12 protein-coding genes are annotated in these 12,167 nt (G+C 70.2%); 6 read left to right on the forward strand and 6 right to left on the reverse strand.

Translation table 11 applies throughout. From position 1 onward, the window contains the following. The first annotated feature begins 22 nt into the window (after window positions 1-22). From OG594_RS30275 to OG594_RS30285, 3 genes are all read left to right on the forward strand, one after another. Window positions 23-2,806, forward strand: coding sequence for a DNRLRE domain-containing protein (locus OG594_RS30275; protein ID WP_266605104.1), 2,784 nt, complete (start codon window positions 23-25; stop codon window positions 2,804-2,806). Window positions 2,807-2,902: 96 nt separating this feature from the next. Further along, the gene (locus OG594_RS30280; protein ID WP_266605106.1) at window positions 2,903-3,574 is read left to right on the forward strand and encodes a hypothetical protein; all 672 of its coding nucleotides are present in this window, start codon (window positions 2,903-2,905) and stop codon (window positions 3,572-3,574) included. Between the two features lie 108 nt (window positions 3,575-3,682). After that, window positions 3,683-3,901: a DUF6458 family protein gene (locus OG594_RS30285; protein ID WP_266605108.1), complete on the forward strand. Its 219-nt coding sequence runs from the start codon at window positions 3,683-3,685 to the stop codon at window positions 3,899-3,901. Between the two features lie 27 nt (window positions 3,902-3,928). Here the strand turns inward: OG594_RS30285 and OG594_RS30290 are convergent, their stop codons facing one another. Further along, on the reverse strand, window positions 3,929-4,093 hold the full coding sequence (locus OG594_RS30290; RefSeq protein ID WP_323185352.1) for a hypothetical protein: 165 nt from the start codon (window positions 4,091-4,093) through the stop codon (window positions 3,929-3,931). Window positions 4,094-4,455: 362 nt separating this feature from the next. On the opposite strand from OG594_RS30290, the gene OG594_RS30295 reads away from it, so the two are divergent. Then, window positions 4,456-5,187: an XRE family transcriptional regulator gene (locus OG594_RS30295; protein WP_266605112.1), complete on the forward strand. Its 732-nt coding sequence runs from the start codon at window positions 4,456-4,458 to the stop codon at window positions 5,185-5,187. On the opposite strand, the gene OG594_RS30300 is transcribed toward OG594_RS30295, so the two are convergent. Next, window positions 5,184-6,167 (reverse strand): IS481 family transposase, encoded by a 984-nt coding sequence (locus tag OG594_RS30300; protein ID WP_266605114.1) that lies wholly within the window; start codon window positions 6,165-6,167, stop codon window positions 5,184-5,186. The two genes, OG594_RS30295 and OG594_RS30300, sit on opposite strands and share 4 nt — an antisense overlap. Before the next feature lie 141 nt (window positions 6,168-6,308). Beyond that, a complete protein-coding gene (locus tag OG594_RS30305; RefSeq protein WP_266601835.1) occupies window positions 6,309-7,574 on the reverse strand; it encodes an IS701 family transposase in 1,266 nt (421 codons plus the stop codon). 157 nt (window positions 7,575-7,731) lie between these two features. Between OG594_RS30305 and OG594_RS30310 the strand changes: the two genes are divergently transcribed. Continuing rightward, complete coding sequence (locus tag OG594_RS30310; RefSeq protein ID WP_266605116.1) at window positions 7,732-8,202, forward strand: NUDIX domain-containing protein; 471 nt, start codon at window positions 7,732-7,734, stop codon at window positions 8,200-8,202. On the opposite strand, the gene OG594_RS30315 is transcribed toward OG594_RS30310, so the two are convergent. The 3 genes from OG594_RS30315 to OG594_RS30325 are packed head-to-tail and all read right to left on the reverse strand — an operon-like array spanning window position 8,190 to window position 10,461. Then, window positions 8,190-8,765, reverse strand: a complete 576-nt coding sequence (locus OG594_RS30315; protein WP_266605118.1) for an HD domain-containing protein — start codon at window positions 8,763-8,765, stop codon at window positions 8,190-8,192. The two genes, OG594_RS30310 and OG594_RS30315, sit on opposite strands and share 13 nt — an antisense overlap. Before the next feature lie 32 nt (window positions 8,766-8,797). Next, complete coding sequence (locus OG594_RS30320) at window positions 8,798-9,913, reverse strand: glycosyltransferase (RefSeq protein WP_266606635.1); 1,116 nt, start codon at window positions 9,911-9,913, stop codon at window positions 8,798-8,800. An 8-nt stretch (window positions 9,914-9,921) separates the two neighbouring features. Beyond that, window positions 9,922-10,461 (reverse strand): WcaF family extracellular polysaccharide biosynthesis acetyltransferase, encoded by a 540-nt coding sequence (locus OG594_RS30325; RefSeq protein ID WP_266605120.1) that lies wholly within the window; start codon window positions 10,459-10,461, stop codon window positions 9,922-9,924. A gap of 95 nt (window positions 10,462-10,556) precedes the next feature. On the opposite strand from OG594_RS30325, the gene OG594_RS30330 reads away from it, so the two are divergent. Further along, window positions 10,557-12,080, forward strand: coding sequence for a hypothetical protein (locus OG594_RS30330; protein WP_266605122.1), 1,524 nt, complete (start codon window positions 10,557-10,559; stop codon window positions 12,078-12,080). Window positions 12,081-12,167 lie beyond the last annotated feature (87 nt).

Genomic DNA, 12,167 nt, shown 5'->3' on the forward strand with positions numbered 1-12,167 from the left:
GGGCAATTGCCCTGGGGGGCTCATGCGTAGATCCAGAGGGCTGACTGCCGCCCTCGTACTGTCACTGGCCGGTGCGGGCACCGGCATAGGCCTGGTGCTGATGCCTCAGGCGTCCGCCATCACGGCGCCGGTGGCATTCACCGCCGACGAGCTGCCGACCTGGCAGACGAACGGCGTCGTCTGGGCGATGGCCCAGGCCAACGGCACCGTCTTCGCCGGCGGTACCTTCTCGGCCGTCCGTCCGCCCGAGGGCGTGGCAGGCGCGGAGCAGAACGCCGTGAACTTCGTGGCGCTCGACGCCGCGACCGGCAATCCCACCTCCTGCAAGCTGGCCTTCACCATCGGCGAAGGCACTGCGACCGTGCGTACGCTGGTCGTCTCGAAGGACAAGAAGACCCTCTACGCGGGCGGGTCCTTCGGCGCCGTCAACGGCACCCCGGTCTCCAGCCTCGCCGCGATCGACATCGCGAGCTGCTCCCCCAAGGCATCGTTCCACCCGAGCTTCCCCGCCACCGTGCGCGCGCTCGCCGTCACCGACGACACCCTCTACGCGGGTGGCGACTTCGGCACCGTCGAGGGCCAGACCCGCGAGCGGTTCGCCGCCGTGGACGCCTCCTCCGGTGCGCTGAAGCCCTTCGTCGCCAACGTCGACGAGCCGGGCCGTGCCGTCGAGGTCACCCCCGACGGCAAGAACGTGCTCCTCGGCGGCGACTTCTTCACCGTCAACGGCTCCAACAGCCACGCCCTCGCCGTGGTCAACGCCACCACGGGCGCGGTCACCAAGACGTACTCCAACATCCCGTCGAACTCGGTCGTCAAGGACATCTCCACCGACGACACCGGCTTCTACACGGGCCACGAGGGCTCCGGCGGCGGCGTCTTCGACGGCCGCATCGGCCTGCGCCTGAGCGACTTCACCGAGAAGTGGCGCGACCGCTGCCTCGGCGCCACCCAGTTCGTCCTGCCGTACGAGGGAGTGCTCTACAGCTCCTCGCACGCGCACGACTGCTCCACCGAGCTGGAGTTCCCCGACGGCAAGCGGAACTTCCTGCTGGCCCAGCCGACCAACCACGAAGGCGCCGCCCCCGCGCCCGTGGACGGCTTCGTGCGCGGTCCCGGCAAGCTCGGCTGGCACCCCACGGCCAACGACGGCATGGACGGCACCGAGGGCATCGGCCCGCGCGTCATGGCCGTGGCCGAGAAGAACGACGTCAAGTACATGTGGGTCGGCGGTGAGTTCACCCTCATCAACGGCAAGCCGCAGTGGGGCCTGACCCGCTTCGCCTCCAAGGGCGACGTCGGCGCCCCGACCACCCCGGTGGCCAGCGCCTCCAGCGTCAAGCCCGGAGAGGTCCAGGTCCGCTGGCGCACCAGCTACGACGCGGACGACAGCAAGCTGACGTACCGCATCTACCGCAACGGCTCGGCCACCCCGGCCGCCACCGTCACCGCCAGCTCGCTGGAGTGGGAGCGCCCCCAGGCCTCCTGGAACGACACCACGGTCAAGGCCGGTCAGAGCTACACCTACCGGGTGACCGCGACCGACGCCGCCGGTAACACCAGCGCCCTGTCGGCCGTCGCCTCGGTGACCGTCCCGACCTCGGTCCAGTCCTACCCGAACCAGGTCCGCACCGACGGCGCGGAGCTGTACTGGCGCTTCGACGACGCGGTCAGCCCCTACGTCGCCGACTCCTCGGTGTCCGGCAACCGCAGCGGCGTCCAGCTCAACGCCCCCGCCCTGAAGCAGTCGCCCGGCGCCGTCGCCGGCAGCACGGCGATGGGCTTCAACGGGACCAGCCAGCAGGTGTACAGCGACCGCCGTCAGACGGTCGGCAACACGTTCACCCTCGAGACCTGGTTCAAGACGAACACCACGCGCGGCGGCAAGCTCATCGGCTTCGGCAACAACACCGTGCGCAACAGCGGCTCGTACGACCGCCAGCTGTACATGACCAACACCGGTCGCCTGGTCTTCGGCGTCTACAACGGCTCGGCCCGGACCGTCTCCACGGGCCTGTTCGAGACGTACAACGACAACCAGTGGCACCACGTGGTCGGCACCCAGGGCCCCGGCGGCATCACGCTGTACGTCGACGGCCAGAACAAGGGCTCGCTGAACGCCACGAGCAACACCACCTACGCGGGCTACTGGCACGTCGGCGGTGACAACCTCAACAACTGGCCGACCCGTCCGACGAGCAACTTCTTCGCGGGGCAGCTCGACGAGACGGCCGTCTACCCGTCGGCGCTCACCCAGGCCCAGGTCAAGAGCCACTTCGACCTGGCCAAGGCGCCCACCGACACGGTCTCCGCGGTCAAGACGACCGAGGACACCTACATCAACCAGGGCGCCCCGAGCACCGTCTACGGCACGTCCACCTCGCTCGCGGTGCGCGGCAGCGGCTCGCTGTACGAGACGTACATGCGCTTCAACCTGCCGGCCGCCCCGGCCGGCCAGGTCCTGAAGTCCGCCTCGCTGCAGATCAAGACCAGCACGCAGGCGAACTCCGGCACCACCGACACCGTCAAGGTGCTCCCGGTCACCGGTAACTGGACGGGCGCGGGTACGACCTTCAACACCAAGCCCACCCTCGGCACCACCCCGCTCGGCACCATCGCGGGCGTGCCGGAGGGCTCCGCGGTCCACAACGTGGAGCTGGACACCGCCGCGGTCTCCGCGGCGCTGGGCACCAGCTACGGCCTGGGCCTGACGAGCACGGGCACCGACCCGCTGTGGATCTGGTCCTCCGAGGCCACGGCGGCGGAGGGCACTCCGCAGCTCGTCCTCACCTTCGGCGCGAAGTAAGCGACGAGAACCGAAACAACCGCCTGACGGCGTGCGGGGTCCGGCCCTTCGTGGCCGGGCCCCGCTGCACACCCCCTTGAGTACGGGAGCCTTCCGATGTACCGACGCTCCGCAGCGGCTGCTGTCCTGCTGGCCGCCGCCCTGACGCTGACCGCCTGCAGTTCGGGCGGGGACGAGGCCGACTCCGGCGCCAAGCCGAAGCCCCCGGCCGCGTCGTCGGCCCCCGACCCGGCGGACGCTCCGCAGCCGTCGACCGACCCGAACGCGAAGCCGACCGGCCCCGTCCTGCCGGACGCGAAGATCACCCCGAAGACGGGCAGTTTCACGGCGGAGGAGAAGAAGTACCTGAGCGGGCGGGTCCCCGACAAGGTGGACCCGGCGTCCGTGCTGCAGGGCGGCCAGGACGCCTGCCAGCGGGTGCAGCGCACCTCGAAGCGCGACAAGGACGCGGCGACCGGAGCCGTCATCACCGGCGAGATCCCGGGCGCCAAGGACGCGATCACCCTCCTGTGCCCGGACCAGAAGCCGATCCTCGCCGCGGCGGAGAAGGGCTTCCCCGAAGGCCCCCGGCCCTCGCCCGCGGCGGGCAACTACCGGGCGCTCACCCAGGCCACGAACTGCACCTGGGAGGCCAAGGGCAAGGACGGCGCCACCCTCGCCTCGGGCCCCGAGACCCCGCCCAAGGCGGGCGACAAGATCACGGCGACGATCCCGGCCGGCACGGCGGAGTTCAACTCCTCGGGCTGCTACGCCTGGATCCCCGCGTAGCCGACCGACAACGCCCCCGAGGACCGGACTCCCGGCCCCCGGGGGCGTTTTCGTACCCCGAAGCGGGGTACCCGCGCGGTCACAGTCCCGACAGCGGAAGGCGGACCCATGGGCATCGGCGGATGCATCGTCCTGATCGTGGTGGGGGCCGTCCTCACCTTCGCCAGCGACTGGGAGCTGGAGAGCGTCAACCTCGACCTGGTCGGCCTGATCATGATGGCGGTCGGCGGCATCGGCCTCGCCGTCTACACGAGCATCTACAAACGCCGCCGCACCCCGGGCGCCGCGATCCCGGTGGTGGACGACCACCGCCGGGACGTCATCTGACGCCGCGGATGCCTGTGCGCGCTCCAGTTAGGGGGCGAGCGAGATGTTGCCGACGGCCGTGGACCACTCGATGCCGGAGGCGGGCCGGATGTAGGCGAGCCGGACCCAGCGCTCTTGCCCTTCGTGATTGAGGACGCTCTCGCACACGACGGCCATCAACCGGCCCCTTCCCTTGGACGCGATGTCTTCCACGGCATGCCCGATCCACGGGTGCTGCTCGTGCCCGAACGAGTTGCCACCGGTCACCTGGTCTGCCCCCAGCTGCCGTGGCGGGTGGCCGCTGTTGCAAGGAAGCGGGTCCAACCGCGTGCGGCGAGGGCGAGGAGACGTGGACTCGGGCCCGGCGGGGGTTCGGGCAGCACTGCCTTGCGGGCCGTGCTCGTGCATGTCTGACTCATGGTTCGGACTCCAGGAGGGTGCGGAGCCGGAGGGTGTCCGGACACTGAGCAGGAAACCGCGCTGGGTAGCGGACGCATCACGGTCTGTGTGGACGTTCGGGGACGTCCGGGGATACCGTTGAAACGTCCCGACGTCCCACGGGGAAGGCCGGCTTCATGACGAACGAGCGCCTGCGCGCCTCGATTTCGGCGAACTCCGCCACCATCCAGTCGGTTGCTGCGCAGGTCGGGGTGGATCCCAAGACAGTGGAGCGCTGGATCACGACCGACCGGACTCCGCACCGCACCCATCGATGGAAGACCGCCACCTTCCTCGGTGTGGACGAGGTCTATCTCTGGCCGTCGATCGCCCGGCAGACCGAGACGGCGAGTGCTTCCGAGCTGGTGACGTACTACCCGCACCGAGGTGTCGTGCCCGCCGATCTGTGGTCATCCCTGATCGACAACGCCGTGAGTCACGTCGAGGTCCTCGTCTACGCCGGCCTGTTCCTCTTCGACGGACATCCGGAACTCGCCGAACGGCTCTCCAGGAAGGCGCGGGCGGGTGCCCAGGTACGCATCTTGCTGGGCAATCCGGCCTCCGAGGTGGTCCGGCACCGAGGCGAGGAAGAGGGCATCGGGGCGGATCTCGCGGCCCGGGCGCGCATGACACGCCGCTACCTCGAGCCCGCCATGACGACCCCGGGGGTGGAGGTCCGGCTGCACGAGACCATCCTCTACAACTCGCTGTACCGATTCGACGACGACGTACTCGTCAACCCTCACGTGCTGGGTGCGCCCGCCGGCCAGAATCCGGTCCTGCACTTTCGCTACATCCCGGGTGGCCGGAGCTTCAGGCACTACATGAAGAGCTTCGACTACGCCTGGGGGCGTGGCACTTCGGCCTAGGTGTATTGACCCGCAGCGTTGTTGACTCGGCTGATGGGTGGGTGTCCGCCGAGTGCGGTGTGGCAGCGGTGGTGGTTGTAGGTGTGGAGGAAGTCTGCCAGGGCTGCTGTCCGCTCGGTGTTGCTGGTGTAGGGCCGGAGATAGGCCCACTCGTCCAGCAGGGTGCGGTTGAAGCGTTCGACCTTGCCGTTGGTCTGCGGCCGGTAGGGCCGGGTTCGTTTGTGGGTGATCCCGGCCTTGGTCAGGGTCTGGGTGAACAGCTTCGACTTGTAGCAGGAGCCGTTGTCGGTCAGGACGCGTTCGACGGTGATCGCGTGGTCGGCGAAGAATGCGTTCGCCCGCTCCCAGAAGCCGATGGCGGTCTCTTTGCGTTCGTCGGTCAGGACCTCGCTGTAGGCCAGGCGGGAGTGGTCGTCGACCGCGGAATGGACGTAGGAGTAGCCGATCACCGGTGTGTTGCTCTTGCGCTGGCCGGTGGTGGCCTGGCGGTTGCGGTCGCCGGCTGACCGGCCCACGACGCGCCATCCGCCGCCGTCGGGGATGTTGCCGAGCTTCTTGATGTCCACGTGGACCAGTTCACCGGGCCGGGTCCGCTCGTAGCGGCGGACCGGCTCGCCGGTGGGCCGGTCGAGCCAGGCCAGGCGGTTCAGGCGGTGCCGGACGAGGATCCGGTGCACTGTGGAGGCGGGCAGGCCCAGGATCGGGCCGATGCGGGCCGGGCCGAGCTTGCGGTCGGTCCGCAGCCGGCACACATGGTCCTCGACCGTGGCCGGGGTGCGGTGCGGCGTCGTGCGGGGCCTGCTGGAGCGGTCCGCAAGGCCCGCTTCGCCCTCGGCACGCCAGCGGCGGACCCACTTGTGGGCCGTGGGACGCGATATCCCCATCTCCGCGGCCACGTGCGCGACCGGACGCCCGGCCAGAACACGTTCGACCAGGATCCGCCTGCCGTGCACGGTCAGCCGGGCATTACGGTGGGACACGAAGACCTCCGTGTGTGGTGTGGAGCCTAGTAGTGCTTGGTCAGGTTGGTGTTGGTGTGGGTATGCCGCGGTGGCAGGTGGGGCAGACGCCGGTCCATGTCGCGAGGAGGGTCTGTAGCTCGCGAACGATGCGGTAGAGGCTCAGGCCGGCGCCGTGTCTTTTGGGGCTCTGGCCAGTCGTTGCAAGGTGCAGAAGGCGTGCGCGACGGAGACGAGGGTGACGTGGTGGTGCCAGCCGTTGAAGGTGCGGCCCTCGAAGTGGGCCAGGCCCAGGGCCTGTTTCATCTCGCGGTAGTCGTGCTCGATGCGCCAGCGGAGCTTGGCCAGGCGGACCAGGGTGGTCAGCGGGGTGTCGGCGGGCAGGTCGGACAGCCAGAACTGGACGGGTTCGGCCTGGTCGGCGGGCCATTCGGCCAGGAGCCAGCACTCGGGCAGCTCCGGGCCGTCGGCCGCCTGGCGGACCTCGCGGCCGGCGGGCCGGATCCGCAGGGTCACGAACCGCGAGTAGATCCGCTTGAAGCCGCTGCGGCCGGTGCCGGGCCGGGAGCCCTCACGCCATTGCACCGGCTTCGCTGTTTTCCGGCCGGCCGCGATGACCAGCTGTTTCACCGACTGCGACTTGTCCGGGTACTTCGCCACCGGCCGGCGCCCGATCCCGGAGTACGGGTCAGCCACGGGCACCGCGTGGCCGGGCTGGGCCGAGAGGGTGGTGGAGATTCCCACGACGTAGTTCAGGCTCCGGGCCTGCAGGCCGTGCCGGAAGGCGGCCGCGTCTCCGTAACCGGCGTCCGCAATGGCCACCGGCACCTCGATGCCCCAGGAACGGGTCTCGTCGAGCATGTCGAGTGCGAGCTGCCATTTCTCCACGTGCCCGATGTCGTCGGGGATCTGGCAGGCGGTGCGTCGGGCGACCTTGTCGGGGTCTGCCTTCGGCGAGGCGGGGTCCCAGGTCTCGGGCTGGAACAGCCGCCAGTCGACCGCCGCCGAGGCGTGATCCGAGGCCAGGTGCAGCGAGACTCCCACCTGGCAGTTGGTGACCTTGCCCGCGGTGCCGGTGTACTGCCGCGACACACACGCCGAGGCATTGCCGTCTTTGAGGAAGCCGGTGTCATCGAAGACCAGCACGGTGGGCCGGATCGCCTTTTCCATCTTCCAGGCCAGCCGGGCCCGCACATGCGCCGGATCCCACGGGCTGGTGGTGATGAAGTGGGCCAGGGCCTGACGGTTCCCGTCCTCGCCCAGCCTGGCGGCCATCGGCTCGACCGACTTGCGCTGCCCGTCCGTGAGCAGGCCCCGCAGGTAAACCCGCCCCCACCGACGCTGATCCTTCCGCGCGAACGGCTCGAAAACCTCCGCCGCAAAGTCCTCCAACTCGCCACGTACAGATGCAATTTCCTCCGGCGTCACACGTCTAGAACGACACACCGAGCCCTTAGGACACGCAACGCCAGCCCCAACCTGACCAAGCCCTACTAGACACCTCCACCACACCGGAGGTCTTCGCCATGATCAAGACCCGACACCGTTAACAACGCTCGTGATCAATACACCTAGGCTGACGGTCATGGCCCGAGTGGACTACTTCAACGACCCGAACGCGCCCGAGGCGAACAGCATCGTTCCGTCCGTGACCGCGGTCGCTCTGGACGACGACGGCCGCGTCCTGCTGATCCACAGAACCGACAACGACCTGTGGGCCCTGCCCGGAGGAGGCGTGGACACGGGGGAGTCCGCCGCCGATGCGGCCGTACGCGAGACGCGCGAAGAGACCGGGTTCGACATCGAGGTGACCGGGCTCGTCGGGCTGTACACCGACCCGCGGCACGTCATCGCGTATGACGACGGAGAGGTCCGCCAGCAGTTCTCGATCTGCTTTTCGGCGCGCATCGTGGGAGGGGAACGTCGAACGAGCGGTGAGAGCAAGGAAGTGGCCTTCCTGGCTCCGGACGAGCTGAACGGGATGCGGATCCATCCGTCGATGCGGCTGCGCATCGATCACGGGCTCGCCCACCGGTCCGAGCCCTACATCGGCTGATCCGTGCTCCCGGCGTCGGCGCGGGCGACCGCTGCCGCCAGGTACGGGAGAGCTGCGCTGATCGCCGTGTGGACCTCGCTGCCCGGTGCGTAGCGGGTCAGGATCTCGTCGATGCGTTCGGGGAAGCTGAGCCGCTGACCGGCCGGCCCCGTGGTCATGTCGGCACACGTCAGCGCGTCCAGGGCAGCCGATTCCTCGCGCTCGTACACGGCGAGCTCGGCCGACAGGCCGCGCTGCTCGGCCTCGTACGCGGCTCCGGAGTGGTGGGCGACCAGGCGTACGAGTCGTCCGTCGGCGCCGAGTGATGCCAGGTAGCGGGCCCCGTCCAGGGGGTGGAAGCCGCTGTCGCGGAGCTGCGGGGCATAGCCGATGTCGTGCAGCCATGCCGCCGCGACCAGCAGCTCCCTGTCCGCATCCGGCACGGATCGGGACAGCTCCCGGGCCCGCTCCGCGACGCCCTGGGTGTGCAGCCAGCGGTCACCCAGCGGAGGCAGCAGGGACCGCGCCAGCCTGGCCGCACCTCGCGGGGATTCCAGTGGGGATTCCGGTGCGGATGAAGGCATGGTCCACACCGTACCGATGTGGGCCGCCGTGCTCAGTGGCGGACGCCCTCGTAGACCGGGAGGAGGGTGTCCAGGACCGCGTCCATGGAGAAGGATTCCGCGGCCAGCTTGCGGGCCGACCGGGAGGCCCCGTGGTTGGCGCTCGGGTCGAGGAGGTCCAGGACGGCGGTGGCGACGGAATCCGGGCCGGGGTCGACGGCGCGGCCGGCGCCGGTGCGGGCGATGTCGCGGGCCAGGCCGTTGGAGTGCGTCACCACCGTGGGGACGCCCACCGCGAGGGCTTCCAGCACCGACATGGGGAACGGTTCGTCCACCGACGGCAGTACGTAGACGTGGGCGCGGCGCAGCTCGGCCAGGACCTCCGCGCTGGAGAGCGCCCCCGGGACCGTGAACCGGTCGGTCAGGCCCAGCGCCCCGATCCGCTCCCGTACGGCTCCCAGCTCGCCCTCGTCCGGTCCGGCGACCACGAAGTGCGCGTCCGGGTGGGCGGCGAGGACCGCCGGGGCCGCGTCCACGAAGTCCACCGGCCGCTTGCGGGCCTGGAGGCGCGCCGAGTACAGGATGCGCGGCGGGCCGCTCAGCGGCGGCCGTTCCTCTTGCGCCGGGGTCCCGTTGACCAGGCGGACCGCCTGTGCCAAGGGCGGCGCGCCGACCACCGCGTCCAGTCCCTCCCGCTCGTGCGGGGTCAGGTACAGCACCGCGTCCGCGCCGCGCAGCAGCCGGCGTACCGCCACCGCGTCCAGCACCTTGGCCAGTAGCTTCTCGCTCGGGTCCACCATGCCGTGGGTCTGCAGCACCAGAGGCTTTCCCGCCCGCAGCGCCGCCAGGGCGACCGGCAGCGTCACCAGGTCCCGGGCCAGGTGGACGTGGACGACGTCGGCGTCCCGCACCAGCCGGCCGGCCGAGGCCAGCAGGGCGGGCGAGGTCATCCCGCTGAAGCCGAGGGGCAGCAGCCGGCGGGCCGGGAACAGCTGCGCCGGAACGCCCTCCACGGAGGTCGGCCACGGATCGAAGCCCTCGCCGAGCGCGAGCAGCCGCGCCTCGTGGCCCCGGGCCCGCAGCCCCTTCGCCAGGTTCAGCGCGACCCGTACCGGTCCGCCGAAGGCGTGCGAGGGGGAGTGGAGCGTGACGGCGTGCAGGACTCTCATCGCGGCACTCACTTGGGCTCCTCCACCGGGCGGCGGTGCCCGTCCTGGGTCTGCAGGGTCAGTTCGGGCAGGTCCTTGTGGACCACGGCGCCGGCCCCGGCGACCGCGCAGCGGCCCACCGTGACCCCGGCGAGCACGGTCGCCCGTACCGCCACCCACGCGCCGTCCTCGATCACGATCGGGGCGTTGCGGTAGCGGAAGTCGGCGGCCCGGTGGTCGTGCGAGCCGGTGCACAGCATGGCTTCCTGCGAGACGCACACGTTCGCCCCGATGGTCACCGGCTCCAAGTTCAGCAGCCAGGCGCCCTCACCTATCCAGGTGTGGTCCCCGATGTCGAGCTTCCACGGCCACAGCACCCGCACCCGGTGCCGGATCAGCACGCCCTCGCCGATCTTCGCGCCGAAGGCCCGCAGCAGCGACACCCGCACCCGCGCCGGACAGAACCAGCTCATGAACAGCGTGTTCATCACGGCGAACCAGAGCGCCTGCGTCAGCAGCCCGCGGCCCTTGTCGTACCCGGCCAGCGTGAAGGAAGGAAGATCCCGCAACTGTCGCCCCCATGTGTCCTGCGCCGCCGCCTCCCCGGGCGTGGCCCGCTCAGACTAGACTGCCCGCGGACCAGGCACATCGGGTGGGGGCGGCAGTGACGACGGACATACGCAAGCCCCCCGCGACGCCCGCGAAGCAGCCCGTTCCGTCCCCCTTCGAGGACGAGAGCCTGTGGGGCCGGGCCACCCTCCCGCGCACGCTCCTCTCGCGCGCACTGTCCGTCCCGCTCGCGCTCGGATTCACCGTCTTCCTGCCGCTGTTCGTCGCCGTCCAGACGGGCGCCGGCGTCCGCGACGCGGCCTTCTGGCTCCAACTGCTGCTCACCATGTACGCGGGCGCCCGGCTCTCGGCGATGGTGCTCACCAGCCGCCGCAAGCTGCTGCAGGGCTCGTTCTGGCTCTTCGTCTACATGGCCATGGGCGTGGCCCCCCTCGCGCAGGCCGTGCTCGGCCAGGTCCCCACGCCGGTCGTCGGCCCGCGCTCCGACCTGACCGTCGCCATCGGGCTCGTCCTGCTCGGCTGCACGGCCTTCGACGTCGGCGTGCTGCTGGCCCGGCACCGGCCGGCCGGGCGCGCGGGCGGCTCCCAGAAGCAGTCGAAGCCCGTCATGGCGCACCGGCGCCGACTCCAGCTCCTGACGATCCTGTCGTTCCTCTGCAGCGCCGTCTTCATCATGAAGCTGGGCGGCCCGGCGGTCTTCTTCTCCAGCCGCCAGGAGATCATCGCCGGCATCGAGGAGGCGGGCGTCTCCAACGGCGACGGCCAGGCCGGCCAGGCCCTGTTGCGCGGCTTCGGCACCGTACCGGCACTGCTCGCGCTGCTCCTTTACACCCGCTGGCTGATCACCTCGAAGTTCGCCCGCCGCAAGGTGTCGATCATCGTCACGTGGGCGGCGCTCGCCGGTCTCAACCTGATCGTCAACAACCCGATCTCGAACCCTCGGTACTGGTTCCTGACGGTCATGTTCGCGCTGCTGTTCACCGTCTTCCCGGTGAGCGCGGCGATGTACCGGGTGGCGCTGTCCATGGCGGTGGTCGTCGCGCTCCTGATCTTCCCGTTCGCGGACCGCTTCCGCTACGACGAGAAGAACTACCGGCCGGTCGAGACCACGTCCTTCCTGGAGCCCATGGCCCTCAAGGACTACGACCAGATCGGCATGTTCGCGAACACCATCACCTTCTCCAACTCCGGCCCCGGCCACTTCTACGGCCGCCAGCTCGCGGGATCGGTCTTCTTCGCGGTGCCGCGCGCGGTGTGGCCCGGCAAGCCGCGGGACACGGGCGTGATGGTCGGCCAGTGGATGGGCACGGTCAACACCAACCTCTCCTCCCCGATCTGGGCGGAGCTGTGGCTGGACTTCGGACCGCTGGGCATGGGGGCGGGGCTGCTGGGCATGGGGTACGCCTCGGCCCGCGTCGACCGGCGCTACGCGAAGCGGGCCACGCGGCGGAGTCCGCCGGGGAGCCTGATCTCGGTGGTGGTCCCGCTGGTCGCGGGCTACTCGTTCATCCTGCTGCGCGGGCCGCTGTTGCAGGCCTCGGGGCGTGTGGCGATCGCGGCCCTCTGCCTTGCGCTGGTCGCGACCCACCGCACGGACAAGTCCACCACCTTGCGCTGACGCGCTGCCGTTGCGGGGGCGCTGCCCCCGAACCCCCGCGCCTCAATCGCCGGCGAGGCTGCATTTTCAGCCCGTCCGGCGTTTGAG

The sequence above is a fragment of the Streptomyces sp. NBC_01214 genome (assembly GCF_026340975.1).
In the GTDB taxonomy this organism is placed as follows: domain Bacteria; phylum Actinomycetota; class Actinomycetes; order Streptomycetales; family Streptomycetaceae; genus Streptomyces.

Coding starts and splice junctions, on each gene's coding strand:
- OG594_RS30275 (WP_266605104.1), top strand. CDS start 23: ATGCGTAGATCCAGAGGGCTGACTGCCGCCCTCGTACTGTCACTGGCC.
- OG594_RS30280 (WP_266605106.1), top strand. CDS start 2,903: ATGTACCGACGCTCCGCAGCGGCTGCTGTCCTGCTGGCCGCCGCCCTG.
- OG594_RS30285 (WP_266605108.1), top strand. CDS start 3,683: ATGGGCATCGGCGGATGCATCGTCCTGATCGTGGTGGGGGCCGTCCTC.
- OG594_RS30295 (WP_266605112.1), top strand. CDS start 4,456: ATGACGAACGAGCGCCTGCGCGCCTCGATTTCGGCGAACTCCGCCACC.
- OG594_RS30310 (WP_266605116.1), top strand. CDS start 7,732: ATGGCCCGAGTGGACTACTTCAACGACCCGAACGCGCCCGAGGCGAAC.
- OG594_RS30315 (WP_266605118.1), bottom strand. CDS start 8,765: ATGCCTTCATCCGCACCGGAATCCCCACTGGAATCCCCGCGAGGTGCG.
- OG594_RS30320 (WP_266606635.1), bottom strand. CDS start 9,913: ATGAGAGTCCTGCACGCCGTCACGCTCCACTCCCCCTCGCACGCCTTC.